Here is a 22835-nt window from a genome sequence, read left to right as displayed (position 1 = left end):
CCCAACCCAGCCCGGAGAACAATAATGAACAAACCTGCGCTGCAACCGACTCCCGATGGCTTCTACCTGAACCGCACGCCCTGGTTCGCCTTTATCCTGCTGTGCAGCATCTTTGCGCTGTGGGCGGCGGCGGCGAGTATGAACGACGTGCTGATCGCCCATTTCAAGAAAGCGTTTCTGCTCAGTGATTTCCAGACCGCCTTTGTGCAGTCGGCGTTTTACCTGGGCTACTTTTTCGTGGCGATCCCGGCCGCGATGGTGGTGCGTCGCTTCAGCTACAAGAGCACGATCCTGATCGGCCTCCTGCTGTATATGTTCGGCTGCCTGTTGTTTTTTCCGGCGGCGTCCACGGCCAAGTACGGCATGTTCCTGTTGGCGCTGTTTGTGATAGCCGCCGGGCTGTCGTTCCTTGAAACTGCGTGCAACACCTATTCGACACTGATGGGGCCACGGGAAACCGGGACCCGACGCTTGAACATTTCGCAAACCTTCCACCCATTCGGCGCAATGGCCGGGGTGTACGTAGGCAGCTTTGTGATGTTCAAGGACACGGACGCCACCAGGGAACAACTGACGCAGATGAGCGCTTCCGAGGCGGCGGTTGCGCAGTTGCAAATGATCCAGTCCACGCTCTTGCCCTACAAGTGGATGATCGCCGTGCTGGTGCTGATCTTTATCCTGATCGCCATTACGCGATTTCCCGCCTGCAAGGGCAATAAGCCCGCTGGCAGCAAGCCCGGCAGTCTGCGTCAGAGCCTGGGCCGGCTGTGGCGCAACCCACGCTTTACCTTTGGCGTATTGGCGCAGTTTCTTTACGTGGGCGCCCAGGTCGGCGTGTGGAGTTTCACCATTCGCCTGGCCATGCAAATGGGCGGTATGAACGAGCGCAGCGCCTCCTGGTTTTTGCTGACCACCTTTGCCGCGTATTTTGTCGGCAAGCTGATCGCCAACCTGTTGATGCGGCGGCTGCACCCCGCGAAGGTCCTGGCAATCTACGGCGTGCTGTGTATCGTGCTGCTGGCCTATACCATTCTGGTGCCGAACATTTCGGCGGTGTATGCAGCAGTCGGCGTGAGCATTTTCCTCGGCCCCTGCTGGCCGACCATCTACGGCCTGACCATCGATGGCCTGGGTGAAGACACCGGTGTCGGTGGCTCATTGCTGGTGATGAGCATTGTAGGCGGCGGGGTGATCCCGATCTTCCAGGGCCTGCTGTCCGACGCCAGCGGCGGCAACATGCAGCTGGCTTACAGCGTGCCGTTACTGTGCTTTATCGTGATCGTGATGTATGCGCTCAAGTGCATGCGCCAACCCGGCACCTTACCGGCGGGCGCCACCGGGGCGGTGGCCTCATGAATACACGTATCCCACTGTACCGAGCGGTGTTTGGCGAGCAGGAAAAGATCCTCCTGCAATCCCCTGCATTCAAGGTCAGTGCCTGGACCTATGCGTCCGGTGTGTTGGCCCTGAGCCTGGAGAACAGCCGTGGCAAGCTGGTGGTACTGCCTTATCAAGGACAGATGATCTGGTCAGCCGAGTTCGACGGTTGCAACCTGACTATGAACAACCTGTTCGAGCAACCTCGGCCCAGCCCGACGGTCATCGACACCTATGGCTGCTTCATGTTTCACAGTGGCCTGCTGCGCAATGGTTGCCCGACGCCGGACGACACGCACGCCTTGCACGGCGAAATGCCCTGCGCGCCCCTGGACACGGCCTGGCTGGAAGTGGGCGAGGGCTTTTTGCGCCTGGGCGGCTCGTATCAGTACGCCAAGGGGTTCGGCGATCGTTACCTGGCTTGCCCCAGCGTCACATTGCGCGCCGATTCGGCCTTGTTCGATATCAATATGGACGTGACGAACCTGGCCAGAAAGCCCATGGACCTGATGTACATGGCCCACATGAACTACGCGTTTGTGACCGGTGCGCGGTTTGTCGAACCGTTGGGCGTGCAACGCCTGCGCCTGCGTACCAGCGTGCCGGACCACGTCAAGCCGACGCCAGCCTGGAGCGCCTACATGGCCCGACTGGCCGAGCACCCGACTCAGTTGGCCTGCCTTGAACAGCCGTCACTGTACGACCCCGAGATCGTGTTTTTCTTTGATGGTGTTGCCACTGACGCCGCGGGCCAGGCGCATTTTCTACTCGATCATCCCAATGGCGCGGCGTTTTACACCCGTTACCGTCCCGAACAGTTCGAGCACGCCGCGCGTTGGATCCTGTACACGCCGGATCAGCAAGTGGCGGCGTTCGTTCTGCCGTCCACCTGTGAACCCGAGGGCTATAACGCCGAGAAAGCCAAAGGTCACGTGCGTGTGCTGGCGGCTGGAGCCAGCGCTTCGTTCAGTGTCACCACCGGCTACTTGAGTGCGCAGGAGCGGCAGAAGCTGTTGGGTTAGACCAGCAATTGCGTGCCGTTGGCCTGGATGACTTCCTTGTAGCTACGGGGGATTTTCTTGTCGCTGACCACGTAATGAAAGTCTTCCAGGGCGGCGAAGTGAGCGGTGCGCACCGTGTCGAACTTGCTGAAATCGGCGAGCAGCACGCGCTGCTGGGCCTGGCGTATGACCTTTTGCTTGACCTCGACTTCGTTGAAGTTGAAGCACGTCACGCCGAATTCCTGGCTGACGCCGGCGGCGGTCACAAAGGCCCATGTCAGGCGCACGCTGTCGAGGATGCTGCTTTCGGCGCGGCTTTCAAAAACCTGGTTCTTGCGGTGAAAGGTGCCACCGCACAACACGATGTGGCAATTGGGCTTGTTCTGCAGTTTGAGCAGCACGTTCAGCGAACTGCACACCGCCGTGAACTCCAGCGCATCGGGAATGAAATCAACCACAAAAGGCGAGGTGGTGCCGCAGTCAAAAAATACCGTGTCACCGGCCTGGATCAACTGGGCAGCGAGCTTTCCGATGCGGCGTTTTTCCTCAACGTGACGCGTGTCCTGCTCCGCCACGCGATAATCGCCGGCCTCGTTGCCGACTCGCGTGATGTAGCCGCCCAGCAGGCGCAAATGATCGCTGAAGTGGTTGAGATCGCGGCGCAGGGTCATTTCGGAAACCTCCAGCAGCGCGGCCATTTCCTTCAAGTGAATGGCATTCTGGTCCTGCAAGGCTTGTTGAATGAGCTTCAGTCGCTCGGCTTTTCTACTGTCCACGAGTATTCCAGGGGTTGATTGTTGTTGTTAAATAAGTAACATTAAATGTTATTATTGTAACTATTTTATGTGCGCACTGTGACGCGCGCGCCACAATCATTGGCAACATACAGGCAAGGGCTCGTTAAATGAACAATCTTCCACCCGCAGCATTGGCCAAGTACATCGATCACACCCTGCTGGCTCCCGACGCCTCCCGTGAGCAGATCCGAACCTTGTGCGAAGAGGCCCGCGAACACGGCTTTTACTCCGTATGCCTGAACTCGGGTCAAGTACCTTACGCCGCGTCATGCCTGATAGACAAAAGCGTAGTGATTTGTGCTGTTGTGGGCTTTCCATTGGGGGCCGGCCTGAGTGACACCAAGGCTTTCGAAGCCCAACGGGCAATTGCCGCCGGGGCAGGGGAGATCGATATGGTGCTCAATATCGGATGGTTGAAAGACGGGCTGCTGGACGCCGTGCGCGAAGACATCGCCCTGGTCCACAAGGCCTGCGGCGCCGTGCCGTTGAAGGTCATACTGGAAACCTGTCTGCTCGACGACAAGCAGAAGGTCCAGGCCTGCGAAATCTGCCGCGACTTGGGTGTGGCGTTCGTCAAGACCTCCACCGGCTTCAGCCGAAGCGGAGCTACGGTCGAAGATGTGGCACTGATGCGCCAGACCGTGGGTGCAGGGGTTGGTGTAAAGGCGTCCGGCGGTGTGCGCGATTATCCGACGGCTTTAAAGATGATTGAAGCCGGGGCGACACGTTTGGGCAGTAGTTCAGGAATTGCGATCGTGGGCGGAGCGATGACGGCGGCGGGTGGTTATTGAAGATTCTTTGCTGATTAGTGATCGGTAGATATAACTATACTAAATAGTCATTTAGTTGAGTTATACGATATATCTATATAAACGGGCAGGGCAACAGGTCGATTTCAGCCGAAAACAGCCAGCCAGATCGTATGCCCGCCACATTCCGGATCTTCTGTTATTTGCTCAACGACGCTGAAACCGTGGGCATTGAGCAGCGCATTATATTCACCATGGTCCAGGCTGGCATGATAAAGCGTTTCGCCCTCAAAGCTGCCCAGCGCAATGCCATGTGCCGTGCCACTGGTAAACATCATTGCGGCACCAGGCTGGGCATGGGCCTGGAAAATCGGGAACATTCGACGCTGATCATCAGGCGTCAGGTGAAAGAAACTGTCCCACGCCAGAATGCCAGCGTAACGCTGATTCAGCGCCAACTGGCGCATGTCGGCCACATGCCAGGCGTGCTGCGGGAAACGTTGCCGACACAGGGTGATCATCGCCATGGACGAATCAATCCCACATACAGCGTGACCGGCGTCGATCAAATAAGCTGCCATGGGTTCGGCGCAACCACAGCCAACGTCGAGGACATGACCAGCCGCAATCGGCATGGCCTGACGAAAACGATCCAGCCAGCATTGTTCAACGAGGCGCCGTGAACGAACTTGATCCCATGTTTGAGCGTGACGTTCGTAAAGATCGATGATCTGATGGGCTGCTTCATGCATGAGGAAGAATCCTGAGGGGATGTGGCTGGGGTATGAAATGTACCTGGGAGACGCCCTGTATGGAATATCTATAGGTACGCATAATGTATATTATGTTAAACGACAGGCCATGTCATAAATGTTCATGAGCTGCCTAAGTGACTGATTCGACGAATTCGTGTTGACGCCTACTCTCTCAACGGGCTATGTCCATAGTGTTCATGACGAATCCTTGAATGAGGTGGCTGCCGATGAGACTGATTCAGTGCCGTTTCTCTTCAGGTCAACGACTACCGCTACTTGTACAAGCTGGTGATGCGACTCCGTTGCCCATACTCATTCCGTTCATCTACGTCCAACTCAAACTCAGGCACCGCGCTTACAATACGGCTGCGGCGCACCTGCGCGCGATCCAGGCTTTCTACGCCTATGCCAAACGCCGAGATCTGGATATCGATGAGGCCATTTTGGCCTGCCACTTTGAGGCGATTCTGGCTTTGCTGGATGGTTACGCTATTTGGCTCCAAAGTGGCCGTCATGCCGATAATCTGATTGCCCGAATCGGCAAACCTGGCACTGTACTTTTTCAGCAGATCAGTTCACGAACACGTGACCAGTACCTGCGCCTGCTGAAGAAATACCTATCTTGGTGTGTCACCCGTTACATCCCGCGCGCCCGTCAGAATTCAGCCGCACAGGCTGACATCAACGTGGTATTTGCCGATGTTGCTGACGTCATTGAGCGGCGCTTTGAGGGCCACATCATCAATGCTCGTCCCGACCGCACTCGTTACCGCAGCCTGACAGATACGCAACTACAGATCGTTCGCACACTGATTCGCCCTGGCGCTGCGGAGAATCCGTTCCCGGAACAAGCGTTGAAAGCAATATTGTCAATTTGATTTTTGATATTGACATATCCAGAAACAAATGTGATCGTAACGCCCATGAGTGAGGATAGTACTCATTGTAATAACCACAATAACGCTCAAGGGATTGGCATGTTTCATATCACTGTTATAAATCCATCTTCTCTTTCGCTTGCCTTTCCCTCCCGGGCACTTCGTACACTTTCAGCCTCTGTTCGATGCCGCATCAATGATTGGCGTTATTACGTCCTCGGCATGAAGTCGTCCCTCGTCGGTTGACGAGTACTCAAATCAAATAAAGCCTTTACGGCATGACGTTCAAACATATGCGTAACGACGCGCCGCTCGTTTCTTTTTCTGAAGCGCGCGACGAATTTTATCGGCCTCATGAATCAACATCGGTACATTTGCGACTTCTGGCCACAGAGATAGCGCGGTGCATGGCGGTGTCGCTTGCGACTTGATGGATCAACAAGGCCACAGAAAAATGAAAAGATCACTTATCGGTTTACTAGGATTTTTATCGCTGCTTCAGACATCACTTTCCTTTGCCGACAACGCCAACGGAAAAGCCCTTTTTGTACAGCGATGCGCCGTGTGTCACGGCCCCGACATCAAGGGAACAGGGCCGCTGGCCAATAAAAGCAATCCACCAACGCCAGACCTTACAACGGCTGCGTTCAAGAAGCGTCTCAATGATTATCCGGGCGTGATTGTGTCCTCAATAATACTTCGCCCCAGTGGAAGCCTGATTCCAAAAACGTTGCGAGAGAATGGCGTGAAGATACCGCCACATGCCTGGAGCGTGAATGATCTGCGTGACTTGCATCAATACATGAGTGACGTCATTACAAAGAAACGATGATTGTCAAAGGTGTGACGGATACATAAATCCGGTAACCCTTACACAGTGACTGGAAATCAAATCGCTCGATAACGCGCTGATGAAGGGGGCCTGCGCCTTTATCGCGACGGCGAACTGTCCATCAGGACTGAATGCGGCGATCCGCTGGCAGAACTGGCTCGGGTACAAAAGGACTTTCGTATCCCGTCCTGCCCAGGTCTTCCGCCATTCAGCGGAGGATTCTTCGGCTATTTCGGTTTCGAAACGACTCGCCTGATCGAGCCTCGTCTGCGTCGAGTCCCGCGCAAACCCTCAGGTTTTGATCTCCCTGACGTACTGCAATTGATCAGCACCGACCTGATCGTGCTGGACCATCGCAAGCGTCTGGCCTTTTGCATCGTGCATGAATGCCCGAAGGCGCTGGGTGATTATCAGCACGGGCTGGATCGGCTGAACCGGATGGTTGCGCATTTGCGTCCACTGCTCGTTGCGCCCGCGCCTTGCGTGCAATTGACTGAAGTGACTCCGCTTGGCGCTCAGTCGGCCTTCCCGCAGCCGGCGTTCGTTGAGGCCGTGGCACGTATCAAGGACTACATCGCTGCAGGCGATGTGATGCAGGTCGTTTTATCCCAACGCATGAGCCTTCCTTTCGAGGAAGACGCCGTCGCGTTTTATCGCTCCTTGTATGACTTATGTGACACGCCCTACCGCTACCTGCTCAACCTTAGCGACTGCCAGGTGGTCGGCGCATCACCCGAAATGTTGTTTCGACAGGAAGCGCAAACGGTCACGACCCGGCCCATGGCAGGCACGCGTCGCCGGGGCAATGCGGTGGCCGAAGACCATCGCCTGAAGGAGGAGTTGCTCGCTGATCCGAAGGAAATTGCCGAGCACATGATGCTCGTCGATCTGTCGCGTAATGACCTCGGCCGCTTGGCCAGCGTGGGCAGCGTGCACGTGACCCAATTGCTGAATGTGGAACTGTTTTCCCATGTCATGCACATCGTTTCGACGGTGACCGGCCAGATACCTGACCATGTCAGTGGCCTGGAGCTGCTCAAAAGCATTTTCCCGGCTGGCACCCTGAGCGGGGCGTCGAAAGTGCGGGCGCTTGAGATCATTGCCGAACTGGACCGCATTCTCGCGGAGTCTATGGCGGGGCCATCGGGTACCTGGACTGGAACGGCCGGGCCGACCTGGCGATTGCGATCCGAACCGCCCTGCTGCACGACGCTCGCCTCTATGTTCAGGCTGGTGCCGGCGTGGTGCAGGACTCGGTCGCCGAACGCGAGTGGCAGGAAACCATGGAGAAAAGTCAGTTGATCCGGAACGTCGTGCAATACCTGGGAATGCTCGGGGCTGATATTGAAGTGCGTCGTAACGATGAAATCACCCTGGCAGAAATCGAAGACCTGGCCCCGCAATCGCTGATTATCTCGCCCGGGCCTTGCTCTCCGGCCGAAGCGGGCATTTCTCTTGCAGCCATCCAGCACTTTGCGGGCCGCTTGCCGATCCTGGGCATCTGCCTGGGTCATCAGTGTATAACCGCCGCTTTTGGCGGTGAGGTGCGCAGGGCCCGCCAAGTCCTGCATGGGAAAGTGTCGCGTATCCGTCACGACAGTCGCGACTTGTTCAACGGCCTGCCCGACGGATTGCAAGTCGCCCGGTATCACTCGTTGGTGGCAGGCACCCTGCCCGACCCGTTGATCGCAACGGCACATGCGCTGGATGACGACGGCAACCCGGGAGAGATCATGGCGCTGAGGCACCGGGAATTGCCGATCTATGGCGTGCAGTTTCATCCCGAGTCAGTGATGACCCAGCAAGGCCTGGCGATGCTGGGCAACTACCTTCAACTGGTTGAGGCTGTCCGCCCCGCCAGGGCAGCGATCTGATCGTTCGCGCTGAGGCGACGCCGGGTCGCCGCCCGAGGCCCGGCGAGGTGATGACTCAGCCCAGACGCATCGATACTTCGATGTCATCGCCGAACGGCACGCTGAGATAACCGTTCTGCGGCGAGCGCACGTGAGCCAGGTATTCCGGGCAATAGTCAGTGTTGTCGGCGATCACCAGTGCACCGGGGCGCAGGTGTTTTTCAACCAGACTCAATACGTCGCCGTACAACGCCTTGGCGCCATCGAGCAGCAACAGATCGACCGTCCGCGGCAGGTTGCTGGCAAGGCTGTCGAGTGCATCGCCTTCGCGAATTTCAATCAGGTCACTGACGCCACCTTCTACAAAGTGATGCCGCGCCAGTTCAATCTTCACGGTTCGAATTCGCTAGTTCGGATCGACCAGACGAGCGGAAAATCTCGTCCATGAACATAACTCGATGAACAATCGCATTCGTTTTGAGCTATTGAGCCAAGTGCAGTGCGCTGGGGAGCGTCTTATGAACATCTGACATCGCCCACTTGTTAAACGAGGTGCTATGTCAGAAACGTTCATGAGGTTCATAAGGTACTGATTCGACAAACCCGCTTCTGACGTCCAATCTCTCAACGGGCCATGCGGTTCATGTTCATGGCGAGTCATTGAATAACGTGGCTGCTCCGGTCAGCGCTTGTCGCTTGTTGTGTAGGATAATTAAGCAGCTCTATTGCTCAAACTCTTTTCATTCATCTACGTCAGCTCAATCTCAGCATCGTGCTCACGACATACTAGCGGTCATTATTCTCAGACCCTCCGGGGCCGCACCAGCGTCAACTCTTCCTCAGAAAGCCCCTCCTTCAAATGGAGTTCGGGAATATCGGCCTGGGAAAGGTCCTCCATCATCAGCGCAGATCTGGCTTGCGCGAACGCCTTAGGAATTGAGTGTCCGAAACCGATACCTGAGTAAAACTGCGAAGAGAAGACACGAGCACCATCGTCGCCAATCTCCCGCCTCATGCCGATTGCAGCGTCCACATTTTCAATACAGCTCTGCGCTTGATTGAAGGAGAAACACGTATTGAAGAACACGAGTTTCACGCTTTCAGAACCGAATGCGATTGCACTAACAATCCCCTCTTTGGACACATGTTTTGGCCTTCCGGAATCATCTTGAAGCACCAGCGCATCAGCAGACGTTCCATGGCCGCTGAAATGCACAACCGTGGGCTTAAGCTCGTTGATAGCCTGAAGGATATCCATCGGTCGGACTGCCCAACGCGTCTGAAAATTTACGGCATCCCGATGCTCTGAGGCCCGAAGCTTTTCCCCAATAGATCGTGCTTCCTCATCAAGCGCAAGCTTATTGGTTCCTGGATCTGACGCCATAAAAAGTACAGTGATCTGCTCTGGTAATGCCTTTAGCATTTTAATCTGCGAAGCAGTTTCTGCGTGCAAACCCTCATGTCTAGCCAACCCCGCCCCAATCTCACGCATACGACGCTCCTGAGCCTGCTCCGCACGTTTCTGTTCGGTCTGTTGTTTTTTCAGATCGGCCTCGCGCTTTTTCTTTACCTCATCGTGCTTTTTCTGTTCGCGGGCCACTTCCTGGTCAAACTTGTGTTGAGCAGCAGCAAGCTTCTTATGCTCATCGGCAATCTTACTATCAAGCTTAGCCATGTCGACCTGGGCCTTGCTCTGGTCGGAGGCATGGCGCTCTGCCTCCCGTTCCCTCAAATTGATTATGGAAGCGCTTGTCGACCGGCGTGCAGCAGTCAAAGCATCTTGCTTTTTTTTCGACGCCGCTGCGGCTTTAACGGCCACCTTCCCCTTGTCAGACTGCAGCTTGGCAATATTTTGCTGGCAGGTGGTTACCTGCTTTCGGTAAGTTTCGATGCTCATTTACCACCCCCCGACTGAACACTGATCATACCAATCCCTGTAGAGTAGTTAGCCCGAATATTTGCTCGACCTCATGAATTTTCAACGGGTACACAATTGTATGGACGAGACAATCAGTTACTTGAAGGACCGTTTTAAAGAAGAACATGACCGCTTCGATCATTTTGAAAACAAATGCGCAAAATTCCTGACTGCCGTTTCGATTGTGATTGCAGCAGTAAGTGCGTTGGCTGGACTGAAAAACGGAATACTTTTCCAGGTTTCATCCCCGCTGGGCTTGATGATATTTTTATCTTTTGCCGCCGCCGCTTTCTGCGTGACCTGCTCATGGGGGCATGCGTTAAGCGCCCTGCGCATCAGCGAATGTCCAAGTCTTCCTTCAAGTCGCCGCACAGCTGACTATTTGCTGGTCGTTGACGCTGAGCAGCAAAAGCTTCACATCTATAATTGCTACATCGACACCTTGGAAAAACTCAAAACCGCCATTGATGAAAAATCCAGACCCCTGGAATTGGCTTACAAAGAGCTTGTTTGGGGCGCCGGTTTTTTCATGCTACTCGCGATACTCACAACCATCAGAGTGCTCACGGAATGACTGATAAAAAAGTACACAACAACGAAAACAAGACGCCTCCTCCGCCGCCTACCACGGAATATCAGCGAAGATCCGAAGAGCCGGTCGTAAACCGGCAGACGCCACCTGACAAGCGCTGATATACAATCGCCAGTCCTGCTACGGGACTGGCGTTGGCGTTACTCAGCAAGGGGGATACGGAAGGATTGGCACTTGGAAAGCGGAAAGACAGCATAAACATTCATCGTTAGGCTGCCCGGACGGCGCAAAATGACTGAAGCCAAGAATCCACTCGGCACTAACGACAATCCGCTCCGATCAGAGTGTGATGCCGCTTCTGCTGTCTTGGAAGACCTCTTTCTCATGGTATTCAAGGTAAGGAACAAGTTCCTTTGGGACAAAACGAAGCGGTTTAGGTAGACCTAAAGTCTGCCTATGTTTGTCATCAAGGCGTTTCGAAATCTGCATTTGGCCCAAGCTATCGAACGTGATAAGCCCTTTATCGAACAAGGCATCCAAATTCGCCGACAAGAGAAGGCCGTTATGACGGTCGAGGCGTTGTTTAGCATTAGAGTCCACCCAAGGCTTCACATGAGACGCGCGAAGAATCTCTTTGCACGCCAACGCCGTTACTGAACAGGCTCCCCCCCAAACCTGCATCAGATCCTCGCGAAATTTACCCTGGCCCCGACGTGCGTTAACTCTAGTCAGCACCTCCGTGATGGGTTCATTTCCCTCGTCAATCTCCCCGGGTGGCAATGGTTCGGCAGGGGCACATTGAATAGCGTCGATCAGGCGATTCCATTTTTCATTTCGCTGCCCCCCTGGAATGGCATCCATAATTCGACCCACTGTGGGCAGGTCCAAATAGGTGTATCTACTGTACATTCCAAGCATCCTTTTCTTCCCCGTAATCGTCCGTGGGTCTAAAGTGATCGGTTTATCAAACCACCAGAAAAAATCTTCGGGACAAATCCAGTTTGGAATCCAATGCAGGTCCTTTTTCCACGCTTTTAGAAATTTCCTTTGGTTCCCTTCAAACTGCTTTCGGACATTCTCAATCCGCCAAGCATCTTCCCAAAGACCGCTCAGCGATAACTCGCGAACAATGTCTTCACGTTGCGCCCGATGGTGCTCATCCAACAGACCAAATGCGTTACCTGCTATGCCAACTAGCTGCTGAATACCATCGTGCGATGCCGTCAAGAATACAAATGTCTGCCCCGCATTTTCGTCTATTGGCGCTACGCCCAATCCTTCAGTGTGAAACACCCGAAAACGATTATTTCCACGCGACAGGACCATTTTGGGAGAGTTGTTCCACTCTTCATGACCATATCCGTTTGCTTCAGGGAACCCACTTGATCCGATGACTCCCGAAGGGGCTAGGTAGTCGCCCGTATTCCAAAAAATCGGTTTCTGAATAAATAGCGCCATTGGTTTTTTCGTCCTTGGTAAATTAGAAATTATTGACCTGCGTCACCTCACGTCGGCTCGCCCCTCTGGCGGACATCTGCGTCGAACACCTGATGCCGGCAATCCGCCACGGAGCCTTTGGTGACTATTTCTCGCTACTACTGGAACACGACTTTTCCAGCGTTACACTGATTTCAATTATGCAGTCATGCACACGCGTCAGCGCGTCATCAAGATAGGCCTCCGTCAGCTTGTCACCCTGTTCCAGCACGCAACGATCCTCCTTGATCAAAAAGCGAGTCGAGGCGAAGTACAAATCTTTCCAGTCCGGAACGGCATGTGCAGGTTTCGTGAACGAGGGCAGCCGAGGGATCAGCGCTTCAAGATCCTTTGCGCGAAAGAATGGAAATACCCCAAACCAACTGTGTTTGTATATCTTGACCCCTACGCCCTCAGGCCAACTTCGCAGGCGAATATCCAAATCGTATTTTTGTTTGTCTGGATTAGATGAGAACATAGTTTCCATCTCGCCCTCAAAATGCTCAAACAGGCGATCACTAGCCAAACGCTCACGCAGACGGTTAAACAATTCAGTCATCTTGCGCGTCTTGCAGTATTCGTAGTGCTTGACGAGGTGGGCATAAGCCTCTTCGTTCTTTTGGAATACCTCCCAACAAAGGCAGCTCAACTCAGTGTTACCTGACATCGTCTTCTCTATATGAGTTATGAACTGGTCAATAAAATAGCCGGCAGCTTGGGTAGCCATGGGTTGATACTGATGTAAAAGGGCCGCCAACTCACCATAGGATTGGTAATACACAGGCACGCTGGAGTGGACGTCGACAGTGGGAGATTCCCTCCCCGTCGGGGTGAGGTAAACCAACGCGCGTGACTCATAGTGTGGGTAAAGTTCGCACAACGCCTCCTGATAGCTGGCGACCTGGTTGTGCTGGTCCGCCGCCCATATCTTGTTTTCAACCGCAATGACGAGGCGCAGGCAGGGGAAGTCGAGCAAAATATCAATGTGAGCTAGTTCCCTGGCAATCTTTGCCTTTGCCCCGGCCGTGCTTTCTCGTACTTGTTGTGACAAAGGCGTTCCGATACAAGGCAATTGTCCAAGTGACACCACATAAGCATCTCTGAACAACGCGCCCATACCATGAGCATCATGCTCATCCATGAGGGCGGCGAGAATGTTCGAATGAACGAGCTCTTTGGAGCTCACGCCCATCACTCTGAAAAGATCAAATGCCCTCGTGTAACGGCTAAGAGAGGCAAAACCAGAACTGGTGCGCAGTGCATTCAGTTGCGAGAAGGTGTCCATACCGTATGCCCTATTGAGCGAACGAAATGCCCGCTAGTCGTTTGATGTTAATAGAAAACGGGGGCACAATGCCAGTATCCATTATTCCTCCCGAAGTGCCGAATGAAAGGTCGGATGTGAACCTATTGTGGCGAACCTACGAGTCGCTTTTTTTAGTTCAGGTTTTTGTTTTTGAACGTTATGCTCTCGATAAAACATCTGACATAGTTCACTTGTTAAATTGAGTATTAAGGCAGGCATGTCCCAATCAAACCTCCACCGCTGACTCTACGCCATGCAACGTGCCTGGCTGTTTTGAATGGTCAGTGCAGCATCAATGGCGCCGGTTTGTACCGAGCTGATAATTTCCGGCGGCAGCCATTACGCGCGTGATCCAGTCTGCACGCATGAATGGGCATGACCCCGTACCCTTACAATTTAAGTACGCACCTGCTCTAACCTCTTACCCAACCCAACTAACAGCAGTTTTGGGAATCACTTCTGACTCGTCGAGTTTGGAGGCGAACATGCTCACCGCCGCGACGGCGTCGCTGGTGCCGCTGCGAATCTGCAATATCACCGAGCCAGCCTGATCGGCCAGGCCTACGCCGCGTTGCGCACCCTCTTGAGTAGCGTTCATGCTGGCGACGGCATCACGGGTTTCGGAAAGGATCTTGCCGATCATTTCGGCAATTTCCGCAGTCGAGCGACTGGTGCGCCCTGCCAGTTGCCGGACTTCGTCGGCCACTACCGCAAAGCCTCGGCCCTGATCGCCCGCTCGAGCGGCTTCAATGGCGGCGTTGAGGGCCAGCAGGTTGGTCTGATCAGCGATACCGCGAATGGTATTGACGATGGCCGTGATCTGTTCGGAACGGTCACCCAACTGACCGACCAGCCGCGCCGACGCACCAATGTTTTCGGCTATCTGGCGCATCTCTCTGGCTGTTTCCTGGATGACTTGGGCGCCCTGTTCGGCGACTTTCTCGGTCTCGGCGGAAATATGGTACGCCCGGGAAGCGCCGCGCGAGTCCTCTTCAAAGCGCTCGATGCGCGCGGTGATATCACTGGCGAACTTGACGATCTTCGACAATTTGCCGTCAGCGTCATACACCGGGTTATAGGTCGCTTCCAGCCAGACTACCCGTCCGTTTTTGCCGATACGTTTGAACTGACCACTGAAAAACTCTCCGGCGTTCAATCGACGCCAGAAGTCGCTGTATTCGCTGCTATTGACCAAGCTTGGCTCGCAAAACAGCCGGTGGTGCTTACCCTTGAGCTCGTTTAGGCCGTAGCCCATGGTGTGTAGAAAGTTGTCGTTGGCCGAGAGGATATTGCCCGTGAGGTCAAACTCAATCACAGCCATGGCGCGATCCAGCGCGGCCAGCTTGCCCTGCGCCAGCGCTTCTTGAGCGACTTTTTCAGTCACGTCCAATGCATACTTGACGATCCTGTTCACTTGGCCGCGCTCGTCGAGCACCGGGTTGTAACTGGCTTCAAGCCAGACATTCTGCCCCATCGCGTTAATTCGCTGGAAAGTCCCCGACACGAATGTACCGGCACGCAGTTGCGCCCAAAACTGGCTGTAATCCGCGCTGCGAGTTAACGCAGGGGGGCAGAAGTCTCGATGCGACTTACCAAGCAATTGGTCGGCGCTATAGCCCATGGTGGCGAGAAAATTATCGTTGGCTCGCAGCACTTTTCCGTCCAGATCGAACTCGACCACCGCCATGGAGCGGCCCAGTGCTTCGAACAATCCCTTGTAACCCATTACTTCAGCCTTCCTGGCCTCCAGTTCATCTTTTATAGTTTTATTGAACATGGACTGACCCTCGGTTTTACCGTCAACGGATACGACTTGAATAGGTATCGGCGGACAATCGGGCAACTGAATGGCGTCCTACACAATTATGATTTGACGTCAATAAACCGCGCTCTGATCACGCCTCATTCAACGTCAGCGCCATCTTCAACCGAAGATCCTTTTCCGCGAACGGCTTATGCAAAACCGGGCAGTCAGCAAACTCTTCCGGCAAACCGCTGGCTCCATACCCCGTGCTGAATAAAAACGGAATGTGGCGTGCACGCAAAACACTGGCAACCGGAAACACGCGTTCTCCCGCCAGGTTCACGTCCAGAATCGCCAGGTCGACGTCGAGCACACTGGCCTTTTCGAGTGCCTTCGCGAGTCGGGCCACGGAGGCGACTACCGTGCATCCCATGTCTTCGAGCATTCCCTCGATCAACATCGCGATGGCGCCTTCGTCTTCAACCAGCAGCACCCTGAGCCCTGGGAACACGGTCATGGTGTGTTCTCAACGACCATGAACGAAAAGCGGCAATGAACGCCCTCCCGGGCAAAGTCGAGTTCGAAAGAACCGCCTAGATCACGCTCGATGCAGCGCTGCATCAAACGTGAACCCAACCCTTTGCGCTCTGGCGTGATCACCGCAGGGCCGCCCTCCTCGCGCCAGTCCAGGGTGAGTAGCGCGCCGTCCGGTTGGGGTTGAACGCTCCAGTTCACGTAAAGTGTCCCGGTCTCGTTCGACATCGAACCGTATTTCAGGGCGTTGATTGCCAGCTCATTGAGGGTCATGGTGAGGCTCAGGGTGACGCGGGTGTCCACATCAATGGCATCACCGGCGATCATGATGCGCCCAGGTTCATCGCCGAATACCGGCATTAGCACTTCATGGGCGAGCACGCTCAGTGGAGTGTGGCCCCAATGCCGCTTCGTCAGCAGGTCGTGGGCACGCGACAGCGCGAGCAGCCGGGCTTCGAAGCGGACATAGCCTTCGTTGGCATCCTGCGCGCTGCGCGCGGTTTGCGCCGCCAGGGACTGGACCGTGGCCAGGGTGTTCTTGACCCTGTGATTGAGTTCATCGATCAGGTTTTTCTGTCGGTCTTCTGCCTGCTTTCGCTCAGTAATGTCCACGAGCATGTTGATCGCACCGATCAGGTTTCCGTCGGCATCGTGCAGAGGGGTCGGATACGGCGCAAAGGACACGCGAGTGCCGTCCGGGCGTTCCGCAATGGCCTCCACGCCCCGCACCGGCCGATTTTCCCTGAGCGCCACGGCCATGGGGCATTGGTCGTGAGGCAGATACGTGCCATCGGTGTTGAACAGTTTCCAGGTGACGCACCACAGGTCGCCCAGTTGCGGTGTGCGCCCCGACAACTCGACGGCCGCGCCGTTATAGAAGTTGATGCGCCCTTCGGCGTCGGTGGTGTAGACGGCCGCCGGCAGCGCCTCCAGCAGGTTGCGCATGTGTCGCTCGCTTTCGCGCACGCGGTGTTCCATCTCTCGGGCCAGCGTCACGTCCTGGATGACCCGCACGCCGTAGCGGAACCTGCCATCGGCAGCCCTTACCGATGAGCTGTGAATATCCAGATAGATCGGCTGGCCATCGAGCTTTACGGCACGTTTGCGCAACACGTAATTGTCCAGTTCGCCCGCCACCTGCCGTGCGTATAACGCCGCGTCCTGCTCGACACTGTCTGGATGGGTGTAGTCCAAGAAGGTCATCGCCAGCAGTTGCTCGCGAGACCGACCGAGCATGGTGCACAGGGCATCGTTCACCCGCAGCAGGCGACCGTCCTCCCCTGCTTCCGCAATGCCGATGGTCGCCGCCTCGTAAGTCGCCGCCAAGCGGTCATCGCTCTCCTGGCGCTCGGTTTCGGCGTCGTGCACGCGGGTCACGTCGATAGTGAAACAACGGGTATTGAAGAATTTGCCGTTTTCAAAGCGCCCATTGGAGGTAATCGCGACATGCTTGATGGTGCCGTTCTTGGCTTTAAGGCGCGCCGGATAGCTGTTCAGGCAATCGCCGCTGCCAAGCTTGGTGAGGATGTCACCGATAACCGGCTCATCCACATGGAATTCGGTGATGTGACGGCCGATGTACTCGTCCGCTGAATAGCCCAGCAGCGACAACTCGGCTTTGTTGGCCCGCAGAATAATGCCTTCGCCGCTGACGATATGAAGGCCCACGGCGCTGTTTTCGAAAAAGTCCTCAAGGTCGCAGCTTTTGCGTCGCAGCTCCTCGGCGATGGCGTGGTGCGTCGAGACATCCTGAAAGCAGTTGATTGCGCCCTGGATGTGTCCCTCCCGGTCTCTCAGCGTGCGGATACTCATGAGTGCCACGAATCGCGATCCGTCAGGGCGCTCGATCAAGACTTCCTGGTTACGCGCGCACTGGCCCGCCTTGAGGGTCGAGGCCATCGGGCATTCGTCAACGGCCAACGGCGTGCCATCTGTGGAATAAAGGCGATACGAACCGCAGAAGCGGTCTGCGCCCTCCCCCAGCGCCGGCGTCCTGCCCCACAGCTCGACCGCTTCGCTGTTGAATCGGACGAGCCACCCGTTGTGGTCACAGAGATAGATAGCCCCGGGAATGGCATCGAGCGTTTGAGTTCCCATCGCGACCAGCTTCTCGTACTCGCTGGGCTCGCGCGCGTCTCTGGGGCGCTCATCAAAATTCAACATCGTTCATTCCTCAAACACCTGATTGGAACGCATCTGTTTTCACCGTCTTAGGGCCTACTCTGCCTGAGACGGCGTTCCACTTCAGATAAATCTCATTTCACCCGCAAAGATCTTTTCTGAGCCTGCAATGGACGCTAGATCATTATGGGTTTCGGTAGTTCAGTAAAAATGGCGCATAGAGCCCACTACAAGATCTTGTAGGTGCCAAGCCTCTACAAGTCCTCTATAAAAACCCGCACTTGCCCCCTCCCCAAGGAACATCCTGTCATGCACATGGAAGAGCATACGCTGAGCGAAATGAGTGACGAGCTCAAACTCATGTTAGGTCGCTTTCGGCACGAACAATTCGTCGAGAAACTTGGATGGCGATTGCCCATCCAGCCGCATCAGGCCGGTTGTGAGTGGGACCAATACGACACGGAGCACGCCCGCTACCTCCTGGCGTTCAACGAGCATCATTGCATTGTAGGCTGCGCCCGCCTGATACCCACAATATTCCCCAACCTGCTGGAGGGCGTCTTCAGCCATACCTGCGCAGGCACACCGCCCAAGCATACCGCCATCTGGGAAATGACACGTTTCACCACCCGCGAACCGCAATTGGCCATGCCCTTGTTCTGGAAAAGTCTCAAGACCGCTCGCTTGGCAGGCGCCGATGCCATCGTCGGCATCGTCAACAGCACGATGGAGCGCTATTACAAAATCAATGGGGTCAACTACGAACGCCTGGGGCCGGTCACCCTGCACCAGGACGAAAAAATCCTCGCGATCAAACTCTCGGCTCACCGTGAACACCACCGTGGTGCGCGCATGCCTTCAGCCTTCACGTCCGGGGCGTTTCTGGAAGAGACCGCATGATACCGGCCGAGTCGTCCTGCTGGACGACTCGGCGCAGTCGATGAACCTCAGATATAGCCCAGCGCGACCGCGTAAGACACGGCCTGCACGCGGTTGCTGGCACCGAGTTTGCGTTGGATATTGCGGTGATGGTAATTCACGGTGTCGGTGCACACACCCATGATCACGCCAATTTCTTCCGAGGTCTTGCCGTCTGCGGTCCAGCGCAACACATCACATTCCCGCTCGCTGAACTCCACATCGGTGTTAAACGCACGAACGTCGCTTTCCAACTCGGAAATCTTCGCCAGGGCCGCCGCGGCAAACGCTTTGGTCACCGGCTTCAATGCTTCGAACTCCTGAAGACTGATGACGTTGTCCTTGCGTGCCAGGCTCAACACCCCGACACGCCCCTGGGTGTTGAACGAGGGCTGTGCCAGGCCGTGGCGTAGATTCGAATCGTTGGCTTCAGACCACAGCTGCGGGCAGCCCCGGAACAGCTCATTGCTCCACAAAATAGGGGCCGACGAGACTTTGCTGTGTTTCACCGTAGGGTCGATCGTTGCGTAGTTAGCTGCCTGATAGCGCTGTATCCAGTCTTCGGGATAATTGCTGTACATATGGGTTCTGGGCCGCATGAACGGCGTCACACTGCACATGCCATAAGCAAAGAAATCAAACCGCAGTTCACGCAAGACCCTCAATGAAACCGCCGTGAATTCCTCCATGTTCATGGTTTGCGCAAAGATACTGTAAAAATAAGCATCCCATCCCAACAGCTGTCCTAATTCCATTTTGAACACCTATAAAGCTCCAAAGGAGATATGAGACTAAACCAACCTGAACTCATGTCAAACACAAAATCCCAGCGCCATAGACTGCTTCGCACTAGCACTAGATTTCTTATGACTAACCCAACTAACTAGCCATAGGCCACTGTTTCTCGGCCGACGAATGAACCTGCCCATTCATAATACTGCAACAACCTATCCGACAGCCCGCACCGCACCACTCAGGCTTGAGCCACTACAAGATCTGGTAGTTCCAAGCCCCGGAAATGCGGGTGTATAAACAACACCGCTCGGAACAGCCGCGAAGGCACGACAGTTAAAACAACTGTTAGATACGGCCATGCGTAATTAACTAAATATTTACTTGATTTTTTAAACCTTAATCAACTAAGGAGAACGCTGCCCATGCCTGCTTCGCTTATCACTGGCGGTTTTAATGATCAGCTCGAACTTCGCCAAAAAAATCGCGCCACGGTTGAACAGTACATGCGCACTAACGGCGCAGATCGCCTGCGCCGGCATGAGCTGTTCACGCCGGATGGCAGCGGCGGCTCCTGGAACACCGAAACCGGTGAGCCCCTTGTGTTTAAAGGCCACGCGAAACTCGCCGCCCTCGGCGTGTGGCTGGACAAGTGCTTTCCAGACTGGCAATGGCACAACGTCCGGGTGTTTGAAACCGACAATCCCAACCATTTCTGGGTGGAAAGCGACGGCCGTGGCAAGTCCCTGGTGCCCGGTTACCCGGAGGGGTATTGCGAAAACCATTACATCCATTCCTTCGAGCTGGACAACGGCAAGATCACGCAAAACCGTGAATTCATGAACCCCTTCGAGCAACTTCGCGCCTTGGGCATCCCGATTCCAAGCATCAAGCGTGAAGGGATCCCCGCCTCATAAGCCCTTTATCCATTGGAGATTGAGCATGTCTACCAGCGCAGCACAACAACTGACAACTAATGACACTGAACTACGTCGCAAAAACCGCGCCACGGTCGAGCAATACATGCGCACCAAAGGCCAGGATCGCCTGCGTCGTCATGAACTATTCACTGAAGACGGTTCCGGCGGCTTATGGACCACGGATACCGGCGCCCCGATTGTAATCAGTGGCAAAGCCAAATTGGCCGAACACGCTGTTTGGTCACTCAAGTGCTTCCCGGATTGGGAATGGTACAACGTCAAGGTGTTTGAAACCGATGACCCTAACCATATTTGGGTCGAGTGCGATGGTCACGGCAAGATTCTCTTTCCGGGTTACCCGGAAGGTTATTACGAGAATCACTTCCTGCACTCTTTCGAACTGGAGGACGGCAAAGTAAAACGCAATCGTGAATTCATGAACGTCTTTCAACAACTGCGCGCCTTGGGTATTGCGGTACCGCACATCAAGCGTGAAGGCATCCCTACTTAATCCTTTGGGAGAGTGATCGCATCATGGAAGACTTACTGAAACGGGTTCTAAATTGTGAAGCGTTCCAGCAGCCTCAATGGAGCGAACCCTCACAATTGCATGACGCGCAGGCCTACCTCAGGGACAGCGCGTCACTGATTCGCGTCGAAGACATTCTGGTCCTGCGTGCCACCCTGGCGAGGGTCGCGGCTGGCGAAGCGATGATCATCCAGTGCGGCGACTGCGCCGAGGACATGGATGAAAGCGCGCCCAGCCATGTGACGCGCAAAGCCGCGGTGCTGGACATTCTGGCCGGTGCGTTCCGGCTGGTAACCCAGCAACCGGTGGTGCGGGTGGGGCGGATTGCCGGGCAGTTTGCCAAACCGCGTTCCAACCACAGCGAACGCATCGGCGATGTCGAGTTGCCGGTGTATCGCGGTGACATGGTCAACGGTCGGGAGGCAGTCAGCGGCCATCGCCAGCATGATGCGCAACGCCTGGTGCGCGGCTATCGCGCCGCGCAGGACATCATGCAGCATCTGGGGTGGAAGGACCCGGCCGGCAAGGAGTCGCTCAGCGGTTCTCCCGCCTGGACCAGCCACGAAATGCTGGTGCTCGACTACGAACTGCCGCAAGTGCGCCAGGACGAACAGGGCCGGGTATTTCTCGGCTCAACCCACTGGCCTTGGATTGGCGAGCGTACCCGCCAGTTGACCGGCGCTCACGTAGCGTTGCTCAGCGAAGTACTCAACCCGGTGGCCTGCAAGGTCGGCCCGGACATCACCCAGGACCAGCTGCTGAGCCTGTGCTCGCGCCTGGACCCCAGGCGCGAGCCCGGCCGGCTGACGCTGATCGCCCGCATGGGCGCCCACAAGGTCGCCGACCGCCTGCCACCGCTGGTTGAAGCGGTGCGCCGTGCCGGCCACCAGATCATCTGGCTCAGCGACCCGATGCACGGCAACACCATCGTCGCGCCCTGCGGCAACAAGACCCGCATGGTGCAAACCATCACCGAGGAAATCACCGCCTTCAAACATGCCGTGATCTCCGCTGGTGGCGTGGCCGGCGGACTGCACCTGGAAACCACCCCCGATGACGTCAGCGAGTGCGCCTCCGATGCCGCCGGCCTGAACCAGGTTGCCAGCCACTACACAAGCCTGTGCGACCCGCGCCTGAACCCCAGGCAAGCCATTGCTGCGGTGATGGCCTGGCAAACCTGCCCTCCTCCACCCTTGGTTCCCTCTGACTGGAGTTTGTCGCCATGACCGGCATTCCATCGATCGTCCCTTACGCCCTGCCCACCTCCCGCGACCTGCCCTCCAACCTCGCGCAGTGGCGTATCGACCCCGAGCGCGCCGTGCTGTTGGTGCATGACATGCAGCGCTACTTCCTGCGGCCCTTGCCCCAGGCCCTGCGTGAAGAAGTCGTGAGCAATGCCGCGCGCATTCGCCAGTGGGCCGCCGACAACGACGTGCCAGTGGCCTACACCGCCCAACCGGGCAGCATGAACGCGGAGCAACGCGGGCTGCTCAAGGATTTCTGGGGCCCAGGCATGCAGGCCAGCCCGGCCGACCGCGAGGTGGTCGACGCCCTCACGCCCAAACCGGGTGACTGGCTGCTGACCAAGTGGCGCTACAGCGCCTTCTTCAATTCCGACTTGCTGCAACGCATGCACGCCGGCGAGCGCGACCAGTTGATCCTGTGCGGGGTGTATGCGCATGTCGGGGTACTGATTTCCAGCGTGGATGCCTACTCCAACGACATCCAACCCTTCCTCGTTGCCGACGCGATCGCCGACTTCAGCAAGGAGCATCACTGGATGGCCATGGAATACGCCGCCAGCCGTTGCGCCATGGTCGTCACCACCGACGAGGTGGTGCTATGAGCCAAGCCGCCGCCCGC

20 protein-coding genes and 4 pseudogenes are annotated in these 22835 nt (G+C 55.8%); 13 read left to right on the top strand and 11 right to left on the bottom strand.

What is annotated here, in order from left to right; genetic code table 11:
• Positions 1-24: 24 nt before the first annotated feature.
• A complete protein-coding gene (gene fucP, locus C4J89_RS13900) occupies positions 25-1356 on the top strand; it encodes an L-fucose:H+ symporter permease (RefSeq protein WP_124362920.1) in 1332 nt (443 codons plus the stop codon).
• Positions 1353-2399, top strand: a complete 1047-nt coding sequence (locus C4J89_RS13895) for an aldose 1-epimerase family protein (RefSeq protein ID WP_124414738.1) — start codon at positions 1353-1355, stop codon at positions 2397-2399. Before fucP ends, C4J89_RS13895 begins: the two co-directional genes overlap by 4 nt.
• Here the strand turns inward: C4J89_RS13895 and deoR are convergent.
• Positions 2396-3154, bottom strand: a complete 759-nt coding sequence (gene deoR / locus C4J89_RS13890) for a DNA-binding transcriptional repressor DeoR (protein ID WP_124414737.1) — start codon at positions 3152-3154, stop codon at positions 2396-2398. The genes C4J89_RS13895 and deoR overlap by 4 nt on opposite strands.
• A 128-nt stretch (positions 3155-3282) precedes the next feature.
• Between deoR and deoC the strand changes: the two genes are divergently transcribed.
• A complete protein-coding gene (deoC, locus tag C4J89_RS13885) occupies positions 3283-3966 on the top strand; it encodes a deoxyribose-phosphate aldolase (RefSeq protein WP_124362917.1) in 684 nt (227 codons plus the stop codon).
• A gap of 104 nt (positions 3967-4070) precedes the next feature.
• Here the strand turns inward: deoC and C4J89_RS13880 are convergent, their stop codons facing one another.
• Positions 4071-4676, bottom strand: a complete 606-nt coding sequence (locus tag C4J89_RS13880; RefSeq protein WP_124414736.1) for a class I SAM-dependent methyltransferase — start codon at positions 4674-4676, stop codon at positions 4071-4073.
• A gap of 230 nt (positions 4677-4906) precedes the next feature.
• Between C4J89_RS13880 and C4J89_RS13875 the strand changes: the two genes are divergently transcribed.
• From C4J89_RS13875 to C4J89_RS13860, 4 genes and pseudogenes are all read left to right on the top strand, one after another.
• Entirely contained in the window at positions 4907-5557 is a 651-nt protein-coding gene (locus tag C4J89_RS13875; protein WP_256681743.1) for a hypothetical protein, read from the top strand.
• A gap of 454 nt (positions 5558-6011) precedes the next feature.
• The gene (locus C4J89_RS13870; protein ID WP_124365156.1) at positions 6012-6389 is read left to right on the top strand and encodes a c-type cytochrome; all 378 of its coding nucleotides are present in this window, start codon (positions 6012-6014) and stop codon (positions 6387-6389) included.
• Between the two features lie 90 nt (positions 6390-6479).
• Positions 6480-7621 (top strand): annotated as a pseudogene (locus C4J89_RS27195) (anthranilate synthase component I family protein); the annotation flags it as partial.
• A gap of 96 nt (positions 7622-7717) precedes the next feature.
• Positions 7718-8263 carry an aminodeoxychorismate/anthranilate synthase component II gene (locus C4J89_RS13860; protein WP_124420052.1) on the top strand — a complete coding sequence of 182 codons (546 nt, stop codon included), beginning with the start codon at positions 7718-7720 and terminating at the stop codon, positions 8261-8263.
• Positions 8264-8318: 55 nt separating this feature from the next.
• On the opposite strand, the pseudogene C4J89_RS13855 reads toward C4J89_RS13860, so the two are convergent.
• A pseudogene (locus tag C4J89_RS13855) lies at positions 8319-8650 on the bottom strand (O-methyltransferase); the annotation flags it as partial.
• 394 nt (positions 8651-9044) lie between these two features.
• Complete coding sequence (locus C4J89_RS13850; protein WP_124414733.1) at positions 9045-10139, bottom strand: hypothetical protein; 1095 nt, start codon at positions 10137-10139, stop codon at positions 9045-9047.
• A gap of 100 nt (positions 10140-10239) precedes the next feature.
• On the opposite strand from C4J89_RS13850, the gene C4J89_RS13845 reads away from it, so the two are divergent.
• Positions 10240-10734 (top strand): hypothetical protein, encoded by a 495-nt coding sequence (locus C4J89_RS13845; RefSeq protein ID WP_124414732.1) that lies wholly within the window; start codon positions 10240-10242, stop codon positions 10732-10734.
• A gap of 297 nt (positions 10735-11031) precedes the next feature.
• Here the strand turns inward: C4J89_RS13845 and C4J89_RS13840 are convergent, their stop codons facing one another.
• The 6 genes and pseudogenes from C4J89_RS13840 to C4J89_RS13820 all read right to left on the bottom strand — a co-directional run bounded on the left by C4J89_RS13840 (position 11032) and on the right by C4J89_RS13820 (position 17915).
• On the bottom strand, positions 11032-12150 hold the full coding sequence (locus C4J89_RS13840) for an HNH endonuclease (RefSeq protein ID WP_124414731.1): 1119 nt from the start codon (positions 12148-12150) through the stop codon (positions 11032-11034).
• A gap of 124 nt (positions 12151-12274) precedes the next feature.
• Positions 12275-13453: a PD-(D/E)XK nuclease family protein gene (locus C4J89_RS13835; protein ID WP_124414730.1), complete on the bottom strand. Its 1179-nt coding sequence runs from the start codon at positions 13451-13453 to the stop codon at positions 12275-12277.
• A gap of 442 nt (positions 13454-13895) precedes the next feature.
• Positions 13896-14372 (bottom strand): annotated as a pseudogene (locus tag C4J89_RS27480) (methyl-accepting chemotaxis protein); the annotation flags it as partial.
• A 159-nt stretch (positions 14373-14531) separates the two neighbouring features.
• Positions 14532-15161 (bottom strand): annotated as a pseudogene (locus C4J89_RS27475) (PAS domain-containing protein); the annotation flags it as partial.
• A gap of 208 nt (positions 15162-15369) precedes the next feature.
• The gene (locus C4J89_RS13825; protein ID WP_124414728.1) at positions 15370-15735 is read right to left on the bottom strand and encodes a response regulator; all 366 of its coding nucleotides are present in this window, start codon (positions 15733-15735) and stop codon (positions 15370-15372) included.
• Positions 15732-17915: a PAS domain S-box protein gene (locus C4J89_RS13820; RefSeq protein ID WP_124414727.1), complete on the bottom strand. Its 2184-nt coding sequence runs from the start codon at positions 17913-17915 to the stop codon at positions 15732-15734. Before C4J89_RS13820 ends, C4J89_RS13825 begins: the two co-directional genes overlap by 4 nt.
• Before the next feature lie 267 nt (positions 17916-18182).
• Between C4J89_RS13820 and C4J89_RS13815 the strand changes: the two genes are divergently transcribed.
• Positions 18183-18773 (top strand): acyl-homoserine-lactone synthase, encoded by a 591-nt coding sequence (locus C4J89_RS13815; protein ID WP_124362896.1) that lies wholly within the window; start codon positions 18183-18185, stop codon positions 18771-18773.
• A 47-nt stretch (positions 18774-18820) separates the two neighbouring features.
• Here C4J89_RS13815 and C4J89_RS13810 read toward each other — a convergent pair whose 3' ends face one another.
• Positions 18821-19546, bottom strand: a complete 726-nt coding sequence (locus tag C4J89_RS13810) for an autoinducer binding domain-containing protein (protein WP_124365155.1) — start codon at positions 19544-19546, stop codon at positions 18821-18823.
• A 402-nt stretch (positions 19547-19948) separates the two neighbouring features.
• Here C4J89_RS13810 and C4J89_RS13805 point away from each other — a divergent pair, with 402 nt between their 5' ends.
• The 4 genes from C4J89_RS13805 to C4J89_RS13790 are packed head-to-tail and all read left to right on the top strand — an operon-like array spanning position 19949 to position 22818.
• The gene (locus C4J89_RS13805) at positions 19949-20440 is read left to right on the top strand and encodes a PhzA/PhzB family protein (protein ID WP_124362895.1); all 492 of its coding nucleotides are present in this window, start codon (positions 19949-19951) and stop codon (positions 20438-20440) included.
• 25 nt (positions 20441-20465) lie between these two features.
• A complete protein-coding gene (locus C4J89_RS13800; RefSeq protein WP_124367076.1) occupies positions 20466-20954 on the top strand; it encodes a PhzA/PhzB family protein in 489 nt (162 codons plus the stop codon).
• Positions 20955-20977: 23 nt separating this feature from the next.
• Positions 20978-22198 (top strand): 3-deoxy-7-phosphoheptulonate synthase, encoded by a 1221-nt coding sequence (locus tag C4J89_RS13795; RefSeq protein WP_124362893.1) that lies wholly within the window; start codon positions 20978-20980, stop codon positions 22196-22198.
• Positions 22195-22818 (top strand): isochorismatase family protein, encoded by a 624-nt coding sequence (locus C4J89_RS13790; RefSeq protein WP_124414726.1) that lies wholly within the window; start codon positions 22195-22197, stop codon positions 22816-22818. Before C4J89_RS13795 ends, C4J89_RS13790 begins: the two co-directional genes overlap by 4 nt.
• The last annotated feature ends 17 nt before the right edge of the window (positions 22819-22835 follow it).

Source organism: Pseudomonas sp. R4-35-07 (assembly GCF_003852235.1).
GTDB lineage: Bacteria > Pseudomonadota > Gammaproteobacteria > Pseudomonadales > Pseudomonadaceae > Aquipseudomonas.
The sequence above is the reverse complement of the archived record's forward strand: the minus strand, read 5'-3'. Positions and strand labels throughout refer to the sequence as shown.